The sequence below is a fragment of the Caulobacter sp. Root343 genome, from assembly GCF_001425745.1.
In the GTDB taxonomy this organism is placed as follows: Bacteria; Pseudomonadota; Alphaproteobacteria; order Caulobacterales; family Caulobacteraceae; genus Caulobacter.
On record NZ_LMDF01000008.1, the window covers coordinates 225,058 to 242,240 of the forward strand.

General features: G+C 67.4%; 17 protein-coding genes. 8 read left to right on the forward strand and 9 right to left on the reverse strand.

All coding sequences use genetic code 11. The features are described from left to right. Positions 1-4 precede the first annotated feature (4 nt). Entirely contained in the window at positions 5-1,909 is a 1,905-nt protein-coding gene (locus ASC70_RS19375) for a monovalent cation:proton antiporter-2 (CPA2) family protein (protein WP_056053414.1), read from the forward strand. A gap of 9 nt (positions 1,910-1,918) precedes the next feature. On the opposite strand, the gene ASC70_RS19380 is transcribed toward ASC70_RS19375, so the two are convergent. Together ASC70_RS19380 and ASC70_RS19385 are read right to left on the reverse strand one after the other, a co-directional pair. Continuing rightward, positions 1,919-2,974 carry a fatty acid desaturase gene (locus tag ASC70_RS19380; protein ID WP_056053417.1) on the reverse strand — a complete coding sequence of 352 codons (1,056 nt, stop codon included), beginning with the start codon at positions 2,972-2,974 and terminating at the stop codon, positions 1,919-1,921. Positions 2,975-3,180: 206 nt separating this feature from the next. Further along, entirely contained in the window at positions 3,181-3,852 is a 672-nt protein-coding gene (locus tag ASC70_RS19385) for an OmpA family protein (protein ID WP_056053420.1), read from the reverse strand. A 174-nt stretch (positions 3,853-4,026) separates the two neighbouring features. On the opposite strand from ASC70_RS19385, the gene ASC70_RS19390 reads away from it, so the two are divergent. Continuing rightward, positions 4,027-4,962 (forward strand): isopenicillin N synthase family oxygenase, encoded by a 936-nt coding sequence (locus ASC70_RS19390; RefSeq protein WP_047406828.1) that lies wholly within the window; start codon positions 4,027-4,029, stop codon positions 4,960-4,962. Between the two features lie 43 nt (positions 4,963-5,005). Here ASC70_RS19390 and ASC70_RS19395 read toward each other — a convergent pair whose 3' ends face one another. Beyond that, entirely contained in the window at positions 5,006-6,895 is a 1,890-nt protein-coding gene (locus ASC70_RS19395) for a TadE/TadG family type IV pilus assembly protein (RefSeq protein WP_056053712.1), read from the reverse strand. A gap of 130 nt (positions 6,896-7,025) precedes the next feature. Between ASC70_RS19395 and trmD the strand changes: the two genes are divergently transcribed. After that, a complete protein-coding gene (gene trmD / locus ASC70_RS19400) occupies positions 7,026-7,763 on the forward strand; it encodes a tRNA (guanosine(37)-N1)-methyltransferase TrmD (RefSeq protein ID WP_056053423.1) in 738 nt (245 codons plus the stop codon). Positions 7,764-7,766: 3 nt separating this feature from the next. After that, positions 7,767-8,168 (forward strand): 50S ribosomal protein L19, encoded by a 402-nt coding sequence (gene rplS / locus ASC70_RS19405; protein WP_082009174.1) that lies wholly within the window; start codon positions 7,767-7,769, stop codon positions 8,166-8,168. 155 nt (positions 8,169-8,323) lie between these two features. Here the strand turns inward: rplS and ASC70_RS19410 are convergent, their stop codons facing one another. From ASC70_RS19410 to ASC70_RS25110, 5 genes are all read right to left on the reverse strand, one after another. Beyond that, on the reverse strand, positions 8,324-8,845 hold the full coding sequence (locus ASC70_RS19410) for a DUF4303 domain-containing protein (protein ID WP_056053425.1): 522 nt from the start codon (positions 8,843-8,845) through the stop codon (positions 8,324-8,326). 510 nt (positions 8,846-9,355) lie between these two features. Beyond that, the gene (locus tag ASC70_RS19420; protein ID WP_056053429.1) at positions 9,356-9,604 is read right to left on the reverse strand and encodes a hypothetical protein; all 249 of its coding nucleotides are present in this window, start codon (positions 9,602-9,604) and stop codon (positions 9,356-9,358) included. A 382-nt stretch (positions 9,605-9,986) separates the two neighbouring features. Beyond that, positions 9,987-10,403: a hypothetical protein gene (locus tag ASC70_RS19425; RefSeq protein WP_056053432.1), complete on the reverse strand. Its 417-nt coding sequence runs from the start codon at positions 10,401-10,403 to the stop codon at positions 9,987-9,989. A gap of 85 nt (positions 10,404-10,488) precedes the next feature. After that, positions 10,489-11,526 (reverse strand): M23 family metallopeptidase, encoded by a 1,038-nt coding sequence (locus ASC70_RS19430; protein ID WP_056053435.1) that lies wholly within the window; start codon positions 11,524-11,526, stop codon positions 10,489-10,491. A 62-nt stretch (positions 11,527-11,588) separates the two neighbouring features. Further along, positions 11,589-11,726 (reverse strand): hypothetical protein, encoded by a 138-nt coding sequence (locus ASC70_RS25110; RefSeq protein ID WP_156396267.1) that lies wholly within the window; start codon positions 11,724-11,726, stop codon positions 11,589-11,591. A 96-nt stretch (positions 11,727-11,822) separates the two neighbouring features. On the opposite strand from ASC70_RS25110, the gene ASC70_RS19435 reads away from it, so the two are divergent. After that, a complete protein-coding gene (locus ASC70_RS19435; protein WP_056053438.1) occupies positions 11,823-12,800 on the forward strand; it encodes a LysR substrate-binding domain-containing protein in 978 nt (325 codons plus the stop codon). Positions 12,801-12,982: 182 nt separating this feature from the next. Here the strand turns inward: ASC70_RS19435 and ASC70_RS19440 are convergent, their stop codons facing one another. Further along, positions 12,983-14,545, reverse strand: a complete 1,563-nt coding sequence (locus tag ASC70_RS19440) for an MFS transporter (RefSeq protein WP_056053442.1) — start codon at positions 14,543-14,545, stop codon at positions 12,983-12,985. Between the two features lie 124 nt (positions 14,546-14,669). On the opposite strand from ASC70_RS19440, the gene leuC reads away from it, so the two are divergent. The 3 genes from leuC (at position 14,670) to ASC70_RS19455 (ending at position 17,159) form a co-directional block, all read left to right on the forward strand. Further along, positions 14,670-16,112, forward strand: a complete 1,443-nt coding sequence (gene leuC / locus ASC70_RS19445) for a 3-isopropylmalate dehydratase large subunit (RefSeq protein ID WP_056053445.1) — start codon at positions 14,670-14,672, stop codon at positions 16,110-16,112. Then, positions 16,112-16,720: a 3-isopropylmalate dehydratase small subunit gene (gene leuD, locus ASC70_RS19450; protein WP_056053448.1), complete on the forward strand. Its 609-nt coding sequence runs from the start codon at positions 16,112-16,114 to the stop codon at positions 16,718-16,720. The genes leuC and leuD overlap by 1 nt, the downstream gene beginning before the upstream one ends. 136 nt (positions 16,721-16,856) lie before the next feature. Further along, the gene (locus ASC70_RS19455) at positions 16,857-17,159 is read left to right on the forward strand and encodes a putative quinol monooxygenase (protein ID WP_047406854.1); all 303 of its coding nucleotides are present in this window, start codon (positions 16,857-16,859) and stop codon (positions 17,157-17,159) included. Positions 17,160-17,183: the final 24 nt, after the last annotated feature.

Genomic DNA, 17,183 nt, shown 5'->3' on the forward strand with positions numbered 1-17,183 from the left:
ACGCATGGAGAACTTCCTCACCCAGACCCTGGTCTATCTGGGCGCGGCCGTCGTCTCGGTGCCGATCGCCAAACGGCTCGGGCTCGGCTCGGTGCTGGGCTACCTGATCGCCGGCGTCGTCATCGGCCCGTTCGCCCTGGCCCTGGTCGGCGAACAGGCCGACGTCATGAAGTTCGCCGAATTCGGCGTCGTCATCCTGCTGTTCCTGATCGGCCTGGAGGTCCAGCCCTCGACGTTGTGGGACATGCGCAAGGCGATCTTCGGGTTTGGCGGCACCCAGGTCGTCTGCACCTCCCTCGCCATCGCCGGCGCCGCCATGCTGCTGGGCCTGCCCTGGCAGACGGCCCTGGCGGTGGGGATGGTGCTGGCCATGTCGTCCACCGCCATCGTCCTGCAGACGCTCGACGAGAAGGGCCTGAGACAGGGGCCCGTCGGGCGCGCCGCGTTCGGCATCCTGCTGCTGCAGGACCTGGCGGTGATCCCGATGTTCGCCCTGCTGCCTTTGCTCGCCACGGTGGCCCCGGCCGCGCAAGGCGAGGCCGGCGGCCATGGCGGCGCAAGCCTCGTGGCCCACCTGCCGGTCTGGGCCCAGGGGCTGTCGGTGTTCGCGGCCGTGGGCGCCGTGGTCGGCGGCGGCCGTTATCTGGTGCGGCCGCTGTTCCGCTTCATCGCCAAGGCCCGCCTGCGCGAGATCTTCGTCGCCGCGGCCCTGCTGATCGTGGTGGCGGTGGCCAGCCTGATGCAGGTCGTCGGCCTCTCGCCGGCCCTCGGGGCCTTCCTGGCCGGCGTGGTGCTGGCCGAGAGCGAGTTCCGCCGCGAGCTGGAGACCGACATCGAGCCGTTCCGCGGCCTGCTGCTGGGCCTGTTCTTCATCACCGTGGGAGCCGGCGTCGACTTGCCGCTGGTGGCCCGCGAGCCGCTGACTCTGGCGGGCCTGGTCGTTGGCCTGATGGTGCTGAAGTTCCTGGTCATGTACGGCCTGGCCCTGCTGTTTGGCGCCCCCAAGCGCGGCGCGATGGCGGTGGCCACCGCCCTGGCCCAGGGCGGTGAGTTCGCCTTCGTGCTGCTGAGCTTCACGGTGGGAGCGGGCGTGATCGGCGCCCAGCTGGCCGCCCTGCTGACCGCCGCCGTCGCCGTGTCCATGGCCCTGACGCCGCTGGCCATGATCCTCTACGAGCGCGTCGCGGCCCTGATGGACGCGGCCATTCCCGACGTCGTGCCCGACACCGGCGACTTCGACGAGGGCGAGCCGGACATCATCATCGCCGGCTTCGGCCGCTTCGGCCAGATCACCGGCCGCCTGCTGTCGGCCAACGGCTTCAAGTCGACCGTGCTGGACAGCGACATCGAGCAGATCGAGCTGCTGCGCCGCTTCGGCCGCCGGGTGCACTACGGCGACGCCACCCGCCTGGACCTGCTGCGCGCCGCCGGCGCCGAGCGGGCCCGGATGCTGATCGTCGCCCTGGACGACCGCGAAAAGACCGTCGAGCTGGTCGAGACCGCCCGCAAGGCCTTCCCGAACCTGGTGATTCTGGCCCGCGCCTGGGACCGCCGCCACGCCTACGATTTGCTGGCCAACGGCGCCGACGCCGTCGAGCGGGAGACCTTCGAGTCGGCCCTGGCCCTAGGCTCGACGGCGCTGCAGAAGCTGGGCTTCCGCGCCCACCGCGCCCATCGCGCCGCGGCCTTCTTCCGCCGCCACGACCGGCGGGTGTTCGAGGAGCTGCGCCCGATGTGGGGCCAGGAGGAGGCCTATATCCTGGCCTCCCGCGACGCGGCCAAGACCATGGACCGCCTGCTGGACGCCGACCTGCACCGCATGCGCCCCGGCGACGCCGGCGGGGCCTGGGACACGGCCAGCCTGGACGAGGAACTGAAGGAGCGCGCCCAGCAGGAAGGGGCGGAGTAGGCCGCCCTCCTATTCCGCCGGCTGGCTGGCGGCCTCGCTCTTGCGGGCCACCCGGCGGAAAAGGTCGGCCAGGGCCTCGAACAGGCCCTTCTCGGACGCGCGGTGATAGACCGAATCCGCGCCCAGGGCCTGCGCCAGACGCGCATGGGCCTTGCCGAGGTTGTGGTACGGCAGGCGCGGCAGCAGATGGTGCAGGGCGTGGTAGCGCAGGCCGACCGGGGCCCACAGTTCCGAGGCCAGGTTCGGCGGCGGCACGTTGACCGAGTCCAGGAACTGCTCGTCCAGGCTCATCTTGCCGCCGTCATTGTCCCAGTGGTGGGCGACCAGGGTGCGGGCCTGGTTGACGAAGGTGGCGACGGCGAAGATGGCCAGGCCTGTCAGGACGAAACGGACCGGTAGCCAGCCCGCCACCGTCGCGGCGATCACCGCCCACGACCACAGCCAGCAGGCGACGTCCTGGGCGACCCATTCGGGACGCCAGCGGTTCAGGTCCTCGCGCACGAAGTCGGGATTGATCATCAGGGCCGACAACCGGGTCTTCACGTAGCGGCCCAGCGGCGGGAACACGAACGACAGCGGGATCAGGATCGCCGAGCGCAGGATCACGCCCAGCGGGGCCAGCAGGGCCACGAACAGGAAGCCGGCCAGCTTCAGCGGGGTGAATCGCGACAGCGGCAGATATTCCGGATCCAGGGCGGTGCCGAAGCGGTCCTTGATGTGGTGGATGTTGTGCACCCCCTCGTACATCAGCGACGGGGTCATCAGCGGCGTGCCGATCAGCACGTTCCAGCCCAGGCGAAAGCCCGGCGTCTCGTCGGCGCGCAGGTGGGTCAGCTCATGGATGAAGCTCAAGCCGCGATAGAGGGCCAGAACGCTGACCAGGCCGGCGACCAGGCCGACAGCCAGGTTCAAGGTCGTCGCCGCCAGCAGGAAGCCGCCCCACATCAGCGCGGCCGAGATCACCAGGTCGATCCAGTAGACGGCCGCGTTGGGCGTCATCAGGTCTTCGGTCAGGCCGTAAGCCTGCTTCGTCAGACTGACGCCTTCGCTCGCCAACTTGTTCACTTCGACCTCGCGCCGCCCGCCATGAGCATGACGAATTGGCGACGGCGCGCGGGAAAAGCAACTGTTTGCGTGGAGGTGGCGACAACTTGCCCCCTCCGGATGCTCCGCATCCTCCTCCCCCGGAGGGGGAAGAAGGACCCTTCCGCCCCCCACCGGGGGCGGACGACCGCGCAGCGGTCAGGTGGGGGCCCGCGGCGTTGGACGCTTTAGGTCAACGGCCGCAGGACGATTTCCACGCGGCGGTTCTGGGCCCGGCCGGCCGGGGTAGCGTTGTCGGCGATCGGCTGGCGCTCGCCCATGCCCGCCACGAAGACGCGATCCTGCAGCACCTGGCCCGGACCGGTCAGATAGCCGGCCACCGCGCTGGCGCGGCGCTCGGACAGGGTCTGGTTGTAGTCGTCGGGACCGCTGCTGTCGGCGTGGCCGACCACGTCGATCGTGGTCTGCTTGTAGGCGTTCAGGGTCCGGGCCACGTCGTCCAGCACGCGGGTGAACTGCGGCTGCACGTCCGACTTGTCGACGGCGAAGGTCACGTCGCTGGGCATGACCAGCACGATCTGGTCGCCGTTGCGGCGGATCATGACGCCCGAGCCCTCGAGCGAGCGACGGAAGTCGGCCTGCTGGCGGTCCATGTAGTTGCCGACCGCGCCGCCGGCCAGAGCGCCGATGCCGGCCCCGATCAGGGCGTTCTTGCGGCCCTGCTCGCCCTTGTTGGTGTTGGTCAGATAGCCGAGCACCGCCCCGACCCCGGCCCCGGTCAGCACGCCCGTGCCGGTGTTGTTGCGCACCGGCATGCCGGTATAGGGATCGGTGGTCGTGCAGGCGACCAAGGCGCTGGCGCCCATCAGCACGGCGGCCAAAGCGATCTTGCGCATCATCGCAACCCTCGTCTGTTTGCTGTAGATCAACGTCATCCGGGGCAAACGCCCACCTTATGGTCAAGTTCCATACTTGCGCGTCGACAGTGACGAACGGTCTTCGTTTCGTCCCTTGTCCGTTGTAGTAAGAATGAACTTACTCATTCCCAAGCTCGCTTCTTGAGGCTCGCAGACGTGTCCACCTCCGCTATCGAACCGGTCTCGTTCTCCCTCTACAGCAAGGACTTCCCGCGCTTCGCCCAAGAGCTGGGCGCCTCGTTCGAGCGCTACGGGTTCGCCGTGCTGTCCGAGTACGACCTGCCGCAGGACCGCATCGACGCGGCCCTTTCCGACACCAAGGCCTTCTTCGCCCTGCCGGTCGAGACCAAGAAGCAATATGCCGGGGTCAAGGGCGGCGCGCGCGGCTACATCCCGTTCGGGGTCGAGACCGCCAAGGGCGCCACGCACCACGACCTGAAGGAATTCTGGCACATGGGCCGCGACCTGCCGCCCGGCCACCGCTTCCGCGCCACCATGGCCGACAACGTCTGGCCGGCCGAGATCCCGGCCTTCAAGCACGACGTCAGCTGGCTGTACAACGCGCTGGACACCATGGGCGGCAAGGTGCTGGAGGCGATCGCCACCTACCTGAAGCTGGACCGCGACTTCTTCAAGCCGACCGTCGAGAACGGCAACAGCGTGCTGCGCCTGCTGCACTATCCGCCGATCCCGCAGGACGCGACGGGCGTGCGCGCCGGCGCCCACGGCGACATCAACACCATCACGCTCCTGCTCGGCGCGGAAGAAGGCGGCCTGGAGCTGCTGGACCGCAATGGCGAGTGGCTGCCGATCAACCCGCCGCCGGGCTGCATCGTGGTCAATATCGGCGACATGCTGGAGCGCCTGACCAACCACGTCCTGCCCTCGACCATCCACCGCGTGCAGAACCCGCCGCCCGAGCGCCGCAACGTGCCGCGCTATTCGACGCCGTTCTTCCTGCACTTCGCGTCGGACTACGAAATCAAGACCCTGCCCAACTGCGTCACGCCCGAGAACCCGGACCGCTATCCGGAATCGATCACGGCCGACGAGTTCCTCCAGCAGCGCCTGCGCGAGATCAAGCTGGCCTAAAGCCTTTTGATGCTCCCCCGCGCTGCGGGGGAGCATCTTCGGCCTATTTCGCGATCCGGAGCGACGAGATCTCCTGGGCGATGGCCTTGAAGGCCGTCTTCAGCTCGCTGCCGGTGGCCGGGAAGAAGACCTTGGTGCTGTCCGTGGCGCAGTCGGTCAGGAAGCTCTTGGCCGCCGCGTCGGAGCCCACGTCGAAGCCCACCGTGTACAGCGTGATGTCGTTGTTCGAGTTCTTGATCGCATCGCACAACGCCCGGGCCTGGGTGAAAGGACTGCCGTTGGTCGCGGCGCAGTTGATGTGATCGGAGGCGCTGCCGGTCCCACCGCCGGCGTCGGACGCGATCACGCCCTTGCAGTACGGCGTGTTGAAGGCGCCGTCGGTCATCAGGATCACGACCTTCATCAGGTCCTTGGTCTTGTAGGCCGCCGGTTTCTGCGACGCGTTGGGCCACAGGTAGGAGAAGTTCGGCGAGATCATGTACCAGCCCCAGGCCAGGCCGATCTGACCGGCCGTCGAGCTCCCCGCCGCCAGGGTGCTGATCTGGGCCTTAAGCGCCGTCCTGTCGCTGGACAGCGGCATGATCTCCGCGTCCGGGCACGGATTGGGCTGATAGGTCCAAGGATCGGTGTCGTTCGCGGTAGAAGGATAGTTCCACCCCACGAAGGCGGTGCTGGGCGCGGCGTCGGTATAGGCCTGCGGCCCGGTCCGCTCGCTGACACAGCGGCTAAGGCTACGGGTCATCGGATAGGAGCCGTCGGATCCCGTATAGACAAACTTCGTGCAGCCGGGATTGGTGCTCTTTTCGCACGTCGCCGTCCCGCCGCCGGTATAGGTCCCCAACCCGAAGCCGGCGAGGCCTGTGTCGAAGGTCGTCGTGGACAGGCTGGTGATCGTCCGCTTCGTGCCGTTCAGGGCGGTCAGCCCCCCCATGCCGGCAAAGCTGATCTCGTCGTTCGTTATGAAGCCGTGGACGGTGCTGGTGGTGACGACGATCGAGCAGGTGCTGGTCAGACATTTCTGCGCCGCGCCGCCGCCGCTGCCGTAGTTCTTGGTGGTGGTGGCGCCCTGTAGCGAGAAGCTGTTCGAATCCACCTTGGTGATCGTGTAGATCTGGTTGTTCAGCGTGGACAGGTTCCCGCTAATCCCAGAGACGTAGACCTTGTCACCGGTCGCGTAGCCATGATTGGCGATCGTGACGACCGGCGGACCGGCCTTGGTGATCCCCGTGATCGACTGGGCGGCGGCCAGCCAGGTCGCGCCGCTGATCGCCCGCACCGGCACGGGCCCGCGCACGGCGTCGGCGTAGGTGTCGACATTGACGCCCGCCGAGTAGGGCACCAGCGCCACCTTCGAATAGAACGGTGTCTGGGTGTCCTTGACGATGATGTCGACCAGATCGGACGCCGCGGTCTTGAGGTCGGTGATCCGCGAGCCGGCCATCGAGCCGGTGATGTCCAGCACTAGCGAGACTTCCAGGTTCTTGGACGATCGCACGACGTCCGAGCTCGCCGTCACCGTGAAGTTGCCGCTGGTCCACAGGCCGATGATGATCGGCTGCAAGGTCGCGGTGGCCGTGCCGATGATGTGGTTGTTGGTCCCGGCCTTGAACGTCGCGTTCGCGGCGGTCAGGCCCATGTTCAGGTTCGCGACCTCGGCCACGAAGGCCGGATCGCCGACCGCTTCCAGCTCGGCGTCCGTCGCGGCGGTCGAGCGGGCGGCCATCAGCGTCGCCGCGTCCAGCGCGTCCTGCATTTGACGGCGCTGCAGGCTGATCCGGCCAATGTCCACCAGGGCGAACACCAGGACCGTCAGCGGCAGGGCCAGCAGCGCGAACTGAATGGCGATCGCTCCGCGCTGATCGCGCCGCAGACGGCCGCCGAAAGCGAAAACGCCTTCGCTCAGGCGGCGGAAGATGCGGCTCAGGGTCGACATGGAGGGTTCCGGACGAAGCTTTTCGGCCTGAACTTGGCCGAGGAGGGTGAACAAGCCGGAAACGGCGTTGGTGAACGATGCGCGCAACGCTGGCTTCGACTCTCGGCGCGCCTGCGGCTAAAGAGCCCGGATGCCGTTCACCGCCACCGTCCTGACCATGTTCCCCGAGGCCTTTCCCGGCCCGCTCGGCGTCTCGATGATCGGGACCGCCTGGACGGAGCAGGACCTGTGGCGTTTGGAAACGCTGGACATTCGGGCCTTTTCCAAGGATAAGCGCGGCTTCCTCGACGACACCCCCGCGGGTGGCGGCGCTGGAGCCGTACTCAAGGCGGACGTCATCGCCTCCGCGCTCGACAGCGTGGAGCTCGGTGGGCGGCCGCTTTTGTACATGAGCGCCCGGGGCAGGCCCCTGACCCAGGCGCGCGTTCGGGAGTGGTCCAAGGCGCCGGGTATCGTGGTGCTGTGCGGCCGCTTCGAAGGGGTGGATCAGCGGGTGCTCGACGCCCGCGGGTTCGAGGAGGTCTCGGTCGGAGACGCGGTTCTCGCCGGTGGCGAGGCGGCGGCGATGGTTGTGATCGAGGCGTGCGTTCGACTTGCCCCGGGGGTTCTGGGGAACATCGAGAGCACGCTGGAAGAAAGCTTCGAGGACGGCCTCCTCGAGCATCCGCAGTACACGCGACCGCGGACGTTCGAAGGGCTCGACATCCCCGAGGTGCTGCTATCGGGCGATCACAAGCGGATCGACCAATGGCGCAAAAGTATGCGTGAAGAAACGACCCGCGAGCGGCGGCCCGACCTCTGGGAAGCGCATCTCGCCAATCAACAGGCAAAAGGCGACCCGAAAACGGGTAAGCCCAAAGGAGACTGAGACATGGCTATCAACATCATCAAGCAACTCGAGCAGGAAGAGTCCGCTCGTCTGCTGGCCGTCCGCGCGATCCCGGAATTCCGTCCCGGCGACACCCTGCGCGTCAACGTGAAGATCAAGGAAGGCGAGCGCGAGCGCGTTCAGGCCTACGAAGGTGTCTGCATCGCCCGTCAAGGCGCCGGCATCCACGAGAGCTTCACGGTCCGCAAGATCTCGTTCGGCGAAGGCGTGGAGCGTCTGTTCCCGCTGCTCTCGCCGAGCATCGACAGCATCGAAGTCAAGCGGCGCGGCGTCGTCCGTCGCGCCAAGCTGTACTACCTGCGCGACCGTCGCGGTAAGTCGGCCCGTATCGCCGAGCGCGCTGGCGCCCCGAAGGCTTCGGCTTCGGCTTCGTCGGAAGACTAAGCCTTTCGAGCTTCGGAAAAGATCGAGGCCCTGGCGGAAACGCCGGGGCCTTTTTCTTTGGGCCTATTCCTTGATTGGCATGGGCGATGCTGACGAGCTCGGTGAGCGTCAGCTTTGAGTGGCTAGCCGCGCTCGGCCAGGCCCCTGGCCGCAGTTCAACCGAAACGGAGCAAGAAGCGATTGGCCAGAGCGGCCGCGTTTATGCGAGAGGCAGAAGCGTTCTCGATTTCCTCGGCGTCGTCGCTGTCCCTCACGGTCACAAAGGCCGTAACCTCCGCAAACCGCTCGCCCAGCGCCGCCTTGGCGAACACCAGGGCATTGGTCATCGCTTCAATCAGATTGTCGAAGTAGCTATCGAAATCTGCTTTCTCCTGTTGCGCGAGCAGCGCATTCACCCGTGAAAAGGCGGCCCTGTCCCAGCCTTCCACGACCCATTCGGCAGATGCCCAACGGTAATAAATTTCGTCCTCAGGCGAATTCGGCTCGTCCTCGGCTTCGGCGGCTAAATGGATTTGATAGCCTTCCTCAGTGTTAGCGGCCATCGCGACATTGGCGCCGTCATCAGACGTAAATAGAGCCAATGCATATAGATGCTCGCCCTCATGCCTAGACAGGATATTTCTTGCCGCCGCCAGCGCCGCCGCTTGAATTTCCTCAGAAATGTCTTTCCAACTCAACGGGCTCCTCCTCGGGGAAAATTGCTAGCGGCTACTCACAGTTCCCGCGGAATCCGTATTTGCGCTCTATGTCAGGAGTTTCCTGGAGCTGCCCGGAGGCGCCAATTGTTTTCCGCAGGCGCCTGACTTCGGACCCGCCGGGAGTCCGCCAAGGGTGGTGAGCGGACATGGACAGGATGTAGTCCTGTGCGCTGGCGCAACGCCTACTTACTTCTGCCGGCGCTGGATTGCTGCCCTTACCTGGTGGCCAGCAGGCCTTGCCTCTTTAGGTCGGCATAGATGCAATCTTCCTTGGCGCGCGTCTGCGGCACACGTCGATCGACGTATGCCGCCCAGCCATCGCCAATCTTGGTTGGCGTGAACTCTCGGAGGCCGCATCTACCGGCGGCGTCGATGATCTGCCGGCGATCAGCCCATCGGTTCTCATCACCGACAAAGCAACTCGCCAACGCCGAAGCCATAACGAGGATCAGAACGATTGGCTTTGCGAGCGCCTTGTTTCTCATTCGCCTAGGCGATCTCAACGTCTTGCTCGGTGCCCGACGGCAGTTCGCTTAGATCAAGGTCCCAGCCGCCTTCCGCTCGAAGAAGGCCAATCCGAAACGAAGGCCCTTCGCCGCCACTGTTCATATACCAGCATTGGATCCGGTCTGCGTCAGCGGCCAAGAATTGTATGAAATTCATGTCCACGTAGGACCCGATGCGCTCCGCGATGGCCTCGGCGATGTCGAGCGCGCCGACGCGCTTCAGGATGGTCATGCTGGGCACTTTCGCCTCCCGCGTCGGTGTCGGCAACGGGTAGATGGCGGAACTACTGCCGCAGTCGCCAGGCAGCGGTCTTGTACGGTTCGGGAACCGGATCGTTCAGCGGATCGAGACCCTGAGCCTCAAGCTCATCGAACCATCGACCGCGCCTAGACGGAGGCAGACGCTCCCCGCACCAAGGACAGAAATAGATAAGTTGGCGAGACGCCCCACCCGGCGTCTCGACCGAGTACTCGTCGAACACCTCGTTATACTCGACAACGACCTTCTCATTCTCAGGGTGCGTGCTGACGTGCCCGCTGCCGGTTCCATGTGCCATGGCGCTACAATAGCGGGCGCGGTCCATGGCGGCCAAGGGTGGAAGGCGGTCGTCTCGCTACGAGCGTTCGTAGTAACGCGGTGCGAAAACGATGACGCTCTGCGGTGGACGGTCGCCCGCTGCTTCGCTCCACACACCGAACCCGAATGATTGCGAAGTGAACCCCACGCCCTCACGTTCTAGGTCAGGGTCAGCACGCGACATCTCGTCGAGCAGTTGGGTGGCGGGAGTGTTTAGAATGTCGAGTTCATTAAACGTGACTTCTGCGGGGGAAGCGAACTCAACTGCCTCAAGCCCCCCATTCACGTCGTAATAGGCGAATGCCCACACCGACTTAAACACGTCTGCTGCCGTGTCTTCCGGCGTGCGTCTGAATATCTCGACCGGAACGGCTAACGCCGATCGGACCTGTTCTCGAAGCATCCCGAACCGGAGCGGGCCAACACCAGTCTGCGGATTGATGACGAAGCGCATGGGGCAAGCTGTAGCGCCGCCGGTCCGTTGGTCAATGTCCGCTCAAGGTCGTAAGCCGACATTGCCGTCCAAATGCCGATCCGCTCTATTCCAGAAAGCGCACCACGACGTTCGAGGCCGGCAGTTCGTCGCGGCGGTCCGGGTCGAGGCCCGTCAGCGGGCTCCAGGGCGCCGCGCCCAGGCGGCCGAGGTCGTCATAGCGGCCCAGCAGGGTGAAGCGTTCGAAGCCATAGCCAAGCCCTTCGCCGAGCAGCGGTTTCGCCGCGTCGGCCACGTGCAGATGCAGGTGCGGCCCGGTGGAGTCGCCGGAAAAGCCCAGCGCGCCGATCACCTGACCTCGGCGGACGCGATCCCCCGCCCGCACGCGCGGGCTGCCCGGGATCAGGTGCTCGTAGATCGCGTAGCGACCGCCGCCGAGGTCGAGCGAGACATAGTTCCCCGCCGCCAGGTCCTCCGGATGCTTGCCGTTTTCGGAGACGTGGGCGCTTTCGGGGACGCCGTCGCGCACGGCCGCGACCGTGGCGTCGGCCACGGCCAACACGTCGGCCCCGTAGCCCAGGGCGTTGCGGGCCAGATCGGCGTCGCCCGTGGCTATGCGCCCTTGCGCATCCAGCCGCACCCAGTCGATCGCGGTGCGGCCCGGCAGGCGCGCCTTGCCGTCCGGGGCGTAGAACACCCGTCGGTGGCCGCGCGGCCAGTCGGCCTGGTAGATCGCCGCCCAAGGTCCGCCGCGGAGGGGCGGGCCGAGCACGGGGCCAGGGTCGGATGAGAGATCGGCTTCGAGCCTTTGGCCGCCGGCTTCGATGGCCAGCCGGCGTGTCGCGGTGGGCAGGTCCAGTTCGATGAACACCACCGCGCCGTCGCCTTGGACGACGCGCCGGCCCTCGAGCCCCTGGCCGTCGAATGTTCCAAGGATCGCGCCGCCGGCGGTGTCATGCACCGTCACGCTCGCGAGCGGCGTCTTGCCGACGTGAAGTTCGAAAAGCGCGCGCCGCCGGCCCTCGACCATCACCACGGCCGGAGCCTGGCGCAGGACGGGACCGGCGGCGCGTGCGGGTCCCGACACGAGCACCATGGCCAAGGGGGCGGCCAGGGCCGCGCGCCGGGTAACCTCGTCAGCCATTGTTCGCGCCCCTCCGCCTCGCTCAAGGACTTGGGAAGCCTGGCGGCCAGGTCAAGGCGAGCTTATCGGGGCGCGAGATAGCGCAGGCGCTTGCTGGCGACCGTCGGCTTGGCCGGCGCGCGCAGGGCGGCCCACAGGCGTTGCAGGCTCAGCACCCAGCCGAACGTCGTTTCCTTATGGGTCTTGAGAGCTTCGTCCATCATCGTCGCCTTCCGTGGCTTGTCGATGGACTGAAAATCGTCGTTCGGCGGCCAGGTGACAAACGCGGCCTCCTTGGCTATGCATAAGGCCGCCTTATGACAGACATCCTCGCCCGCCTGCCGCTCAGCGCCATTCGCGTGTTCGAGGCGGCCGCTCGCCTGAAGAGCTTCACCCGTGCGGCCGACGCGCTGGGCGTGACCCAGGCCGCCGTCAGCTGGCAGGTGAAGGCCCTGGAGCAGCGCCTGGACCAGCCGCTGTTCAACCGCCTGCCGCGCGAGGTGACCCTGACCCCGGCCGGCGAGCGCCTGTCGCGGGCCGCGACCGAGGCGATGTCGCTGCTTCGCTCGGCGGTCTCGGACCTGATCGAAGCCGAGGAAGGGGTGCTGTCGATCACCACGGTCCAGAGCCTCGGCGGCCAGTGGCTGGCCCCGCGCCTGGGCGGCTTCCAGATCGCCCACCCGCGCATCGCCGTGCGGCTGGAGGCCTCCAGCCGGGTGATCGACCTGACGCGGGAGGGCGTCGACATGGCCTTGCGCGGCGGTCATGGCCAATGGCCCGGCATGACCGCCCACTTCCTGGTCCCCGCCGTCCAGACCCCGCTGGTCTCGCCGGAATTCCTGGCTCGGATCGGCGGCCTCGCCAAGCCCGAGGACCTGCTGGAGGTGTCGCGCATCGGCATCGCCCGCGAGTGGGACGAGTGGTTCCAGGCCGCCGGCGTCACCGCCCGGCCGCAGCGCTCGGATCCGCGCCTGGCCTCGGACGCCCAGGCGCTGGAGGTGGCCAGCGCCCTGGCCAGCCACGGCGCGGCCCTGGGCTCGCCGATCTTCTTCGCCCGCGAGCTGGCCGAGGGCCGCCTGATCATGCCGTTCGACGTGGTGGCCCGCTACACCGGCGGCTACTGGCTGGCCTATCCCAGCGACCGCTCGCGGGTGCGCAAGATCGCCGCCTTCCGCGACTGGGTGCTGGCCCAGGCCGCCGCCGACCCGCTGATCGCCCGCTACGCGGCCATGGCCCCGCTGGAGGCGCCTGGCGCCTCACCGCTCACACGCTCGAATTCCCAAGGCCAAGCTTGAGTGCGCTCGCACCCATCTTGACAAACCGGCGTTCCGGGAAGAGGTTAACTCACCCCCGACATTGTCGGGCTTCCTGACCGTCTCCTTTCTAGTGGACGGCCCTCTTCGGGCGGAGCCATCGGCCCCCGAAGGCTGAAAATGATGCTAGGGCGCGCCGAAACACAGGCGCGCCCTATGTCGTTCTAAGACACCTTGCGGACGCGGCGTTTGCCGGGCCGGCGGTGCTTTTCCCGCTCCCGCTCGAGCGCCCGTTCCCGCGCCCGGCGCAGGCGCCGCTGGACCCGCGCGTCGCGCAGCAGGGCGGCCGGGACGTCGGTCAGCAGCTTCAGGCCGGCGATCGGCGACAGGTTGCGCACGTCGCGGCGGGCCTGGGCGATCACCTCGGTCACCATCGCCTTGCTGTCGAGCTCGCCCTCCTCCTTGACCAGGGCCAGCCGGTGCAGGGCGTAGAGGCCCAGCACGAAGGCGATCAGGAAGTAGAAGTCCCAGCTGGACACCCGCAGCGGCATCAGGGTCAGCACGTCGCCAGGGCTGGTCCAGCGCAGCAGAATCTCCAACCGCCGGGCCGCGAAGAAGTCCGCGAACATCCCGCCCAGAACCGGGGCCAAGCCCGCCGCCGCCGAGCTGATCAGGGCGTTGGCGGCGATATAGGCGGTGGCCGAGCCGCGCGGCGACAGCTTCAGGGCGATGTTGCCCGACGACAGGGTCACCCCGGCGGTGGCCAGGCCCATCAGGGCGTGCAGCCCCACCAGATAGGCCATGACCCAGACCTTGTCCTGGATCTGCGAGGCCCCGACCATCGCCGCGATGCACAGGATGAACAGCGGCGCGGCCACGGCCAGCACCGACTTGTTGGCGAAGCGGTCCGACAGCAGGCCCCAGCTGCGCAGCGCCAGGACGTTGGTCGCCTGGCTGACCACGCCCAGGATCACCACGAAGGTGATGTCCAGGCCCAGCTGCTTGACGAAGAACACCGTGAAGAACGGCGTCGCCAGGTTCACCGCGAACTGCCAGCTGGCCAGGAACATGATCAGCCGCCGGAAATTCTGGTCCCGAAGCGGCGCGCGCAGCAGCGGCAGCAGGCGGATGGTCTCGGTGGCGGGCGGCATCTTCGGCTCGGGCGTCAGGGCCAGCTCGCGGCAACTGAACAGGCCGGCCAGGAAGCCGAACGCGTAGAGGCCGGCGAAGGCGACCGGCCGCCACTCCGATCCTTCCGGCGCGCGGTCGAGGGCGAAGGCGGCGGCCAGGCTGGCGATCAGGGCGACGACGGTGGCGTTGATCGTCCGCTTGGCGAAGATCTGGCCAAGACGCGCCTCGGGGGCGAGATCCCGCACCCAGGCGTTCCAGGCGCAGCCGCCGAACGTCGCGATCCCGCAGTAGAAGACCTGCAGCGCGACCAGGATCGCCAGGGTCGCCGCGCCCTGTCCCCGCGACAGGGCCAGGAGCGCCATGCCAGCGAGGGCCAAGCGGCTGACCAGGCTGGACAGGATGGCGATCCGTTTGCGCGTCCTGAGCTTCTCGACCAGCAGCACCCCCGGCGCCTGCAACAGCTGCACCCAGAAGGTCACCGCCGCCAGCAGGCCGATCGTGGTGTTCGAGGCGCCCAGGTGCAGGGCGAAGGCGGTCAGGATGACGCCGCTGGTCACCGCCGTGACCGCGTTGGAAAAGCCAGCCTCCAGGACCAGATGCCGCAGGCCGCGCTCGCGCTCGTCCTCGGTCAATTGCGGCGTCGGGGCAAAAAACATGCGCTGCACTCGCATTCTACTGCCTCGACGGGGCAGGAACGATCGCCAGACGGCGATCGAACAAGGGATTCTCGGCGTTTCCTCGCTTTACGCGCCCGCTCCGAAGGCCTAGATGCGGGGCGCTATGACCCGCACATCCAAGACGCTGTACGACAAGATCTGGGACGCTCACCTCGTCAACGAACAGGACGGCGAAGCGATCCTCTATATCGACCTGCACCTGATCCACGAGGTGACGACCCCGCAGGCCTTCGCCGGCCTTCGCGTGGCCGGCCGCAAGGTGCGCCGGCCCGACCGCACGCTGGCCGTCGCCGACCACAACATCCCGACCGAGGGCCAGGCCCTGGGCGTCGACGCGGTGGCGGACGAAGAGGCGCGGCTTCAGCTCAAAACCCTGGCCCGCAACGTCGCGGACAACGGCATCGAATTCTTCCCGATGGGCGATATCCGCAACGGCATCGTCCACGTGGTCGGGCCTGAGCAGGGCCGCACCCAGCCAGGCATGACCATCGTCTGCGGCGACAGCCACACCTCGACCCACGGCGCCTTCGGGGCCCTGGCCCACGGCATCGGCACGTCCGAGGTCGAGCACGTGCTGGCCACCCAGACCCTGCGCCAGAAGAAGGCCAAGAACATGCTGGTCCGCGTCGACGGCCAGCTGGGGCCCGGCGTCACCGGCAAGGACATCGCCCTGGCCGTGATCGGCGAAATCGGCACGGCCGGCGGCACCGGCTATGTCATCGAGTTCGCCGGCGAGGCCGTGCAGGCCCTGTCGATGGAGGGCCGCATGACCCTCTGCAACCTGACCATCGAGGGCGGCGCCAAGGCCGGCCTGATCGCGCCGGACGACAAGACCTTCGCCTATATCCAGGGCAAGCCCTCCGCCCCCAAGGGCGCGGCCTGGGACATGGCGCTCAGCCACTGGAAGACCTTCTTCACCGACGAGGACGCCGTCTTCGACCGCACCGTGGTCATCGACGGCTCGGCCCTGGTTCCGATGGTCACCTGGGGCACCAGCCCCGAGGACGTGATCCCGGTCACCGGCAACGTCCCGGATCCGGAAAGCTTCGCCACGCCCGACAAGCGCGCCGCCGCCCACCGGGCCCTGGACTATATGGGCCTGACCGCTGGCCAGCCGATCTCGGCCGCCAAGATCGACCGCGTCTTCATCGGCTCGTGCACCAACAGCCGCATCGAGGACATGCGCGCCGCCGCCGCCGTGGTCCAGGAAGCCTTCCTGCACGGCCGCCTGGTGGCCCCGCACGTCAAGGCGATGGTCGTGCCCGGCTCGGGCCTCGTGAAGGAACAGGCCGAGGAAGAGGGCCTGGACGCCATCTTCAAGGCCGCCGGCTTCGACTGGCGCGAGCCCGGCTGCTCGATGTGCCTGGCCATGAACCCCGACAAGCTGCAGCCGCAGGAGCGCTGCGCCTCGACCAGCAACCGCAACTTCGAAGGCCGCCAGGGCCGCGCCGGCCGCACCCACCTGGTCTCGCCGGCCATGGCGGCGGCGGCGGCGATCGCCGGCCACCTCGTCGATGTGCGCACCTTCCTGGAGGAGACCGCCTGATGCGCGCCTTCACCCGCCTCGACGGCCGCGCGGCTCCGCTGGAGCTGGCCAATATCGACACCGACCAGATCATCCCCAAGCAGTTCCTCAAGACCGTGGAACGCGAGGGGCTGGCCAAGGGCCTGTTCTACGACTTCCGGTTCGACGGCGAGGGCGCCGAGATCAAGGACTTCGTGCTCAACAAGCCGGAGTTCAAGAACGCCTCGGTGCTGATCGCCGGCGACAATTTCGGCTGCGGCAGCTCGCGCGAGCACGCCCCCTGGGCCTTGATGGACTTCGGGATCATGTGCGTGATCTCGACCAGCTTCGCCGACATCTTCAACAACAACTGCTTCAACAACGGCTTGCTGCCGGTGGTGGTGAAGCCCGAAGAGCTGTCGGTCCTGATGGAAGAGGCCAAGGGCGGCAACCACATGGTCAGCGTCGATCTCGAGACCCAGACCGTGGTCTCGCCGTCGGGCCAGGTGATCCGCTTCGACATCGATCCCGTCCGCAAGGAAAAGATGCTGAAGGGCCTCGACGCCATCGGCGAGACCCTGATGCACGGTGGCGACATCGACGTCTACGAGAGCAAGCGCGCGCTCAGCCAGCCCTGGCTGGGGGCGTAGCGCTATAAACCTGTCATCCCGGTCAAGCGCGAAGCGCGTAGAACCGGGACCGCCGGAAGCGCCGGCGCTTGCCGCGGTCCCGGCTCTCCGCTGCGCTACGGCCGGGATGACAATGAAATTGGGGCGTTGAGCTAGCATGACCCTGATCCTCGCCGGCACGATCCGCATCGCGCCCGAACGCCTGGCCGAGCTGCGCCCGCATCTGCGCGCCCAGGTCGAGGGCACCCGCGCCGAGCCGGGTTGCCTGGACTACGCCCTGACCGAGGACCCGCTGGATCCCGGCCTGATCCGGGTCTACGAGCATTTCGAGAGCGAGGCGGCGCTGGAGTTCCATCGCGCCACGCCGCACATGGCCGCTTGGCGCGCCGCCTGCGCCGAACTGGGCGTGCACGGCCGCGACCTGCAATCGTTCGACGTTTCCGCCTACCGCCAAATCTAAGCACAAAGATCTAGAGAGAGCCCT

Excerpts from the sequence above, each read along its gene's own strand:
- ASC70_RS19455 (WP_047406854.1), top strand. The coding sequence starts at position 16,857 with ATGACCCTGATCCTCGCCGGCACGATCCGCATCGCGCCCGAACGCCTG.
- rplS (WP_082009174.1), top strand. The coding sequence starts at position 7,767 with ATGGCTATCAACATCATCAAGCAACTCGAGCAGGAAGAGTCCGCTCGT.
- ASC70_RS19440 (WP_056053442.1), bottom strand. The coding sequence starts at position 14,545 with ATGTTTTTTGCCCCGACGCCGCAATTGACCGAGGACGAGCGCGAGCGC.
- leuD (WP_056053448.1), top strand. The coding sequence starts at position 16,112 with ATGCGCGCCTTCACCCGCCTCGACGGCCGCGCGGCTCCGCTGGAGCTG.
- ASC70_RS19420 (WP_056053429.1), bottom strand. The coding sequence starts at position 9,604 with ATGACCATCCTGAAGCGCGTCGGCGCGCTCGACATCGCCGAGGCCATC.
- ASC70_RS19435 (WP_056053438.1), top strand. The coding sequence starts at position 11,823 with ATGACAGACATCCTCGCCCGCCTGCCGCTCAGCGCCATTCGCGTGTTC.
- ASC70_RS19375 (WP_056053414.1), top strand. The coding sequence starts at position 5 with ATGGAGAACTTCCTCACCCAGACCCTGGTCTATCTGGGCGCGGCCGTC.
- ASC70_RS19385 (WP_056053420.1), bottom strand. The coding sequence starts at position 3,852 with ATGATGCGCAAGATCGCTTTGGCCGCCGTGCTGATGGGCGCCAGCGCC.
- ASC70_RS25110 (WP_156396267.1), bottom strand. The coding sequence starts at position 11,726 with ATGGACGAAGCTCTCAAGACCCATAAGGAAACGACGTTCGGCTGGGTG.
- ASC70_RS19430 (WP_056053435.1), bottom strand. The coding sequence starts at position 11,526 with ATGGCTGACGAGGTTACCCGGCGCGCGGCCCTGGCCGCCCCCTTGGCC.
- leuC (WP_056053445.1), top strand. The coding sequence starts at position 14,670 with ATGACCCGCACATCCAAGACGCTGTACGACAAGATCTGGGACGCTCAC.
- trmD (WP_056053423.1), top strand. The coding sequence starts at position 7,026 with ATGCCGTTCACCGCCACCGTCCTGACCATGTTCCCCGAGGCCTTTCCC.
- ASC70_RS19395 (WP_056053712.1), bottom strand. The coding sequence starts at position 6,895 with ATGTCGACCCTGAGCCGCATCTTCCGCCGCCTGAGCGAAGGCGTTTTC.
- ASC70_RS19425 (WP_056053432.1), bottom strand. The coding sequence starts at position 10,403 with ATGCGCTTCGTCATCAATCCGCAGACTGGTGTTGGCCCGCTCCGGTTC.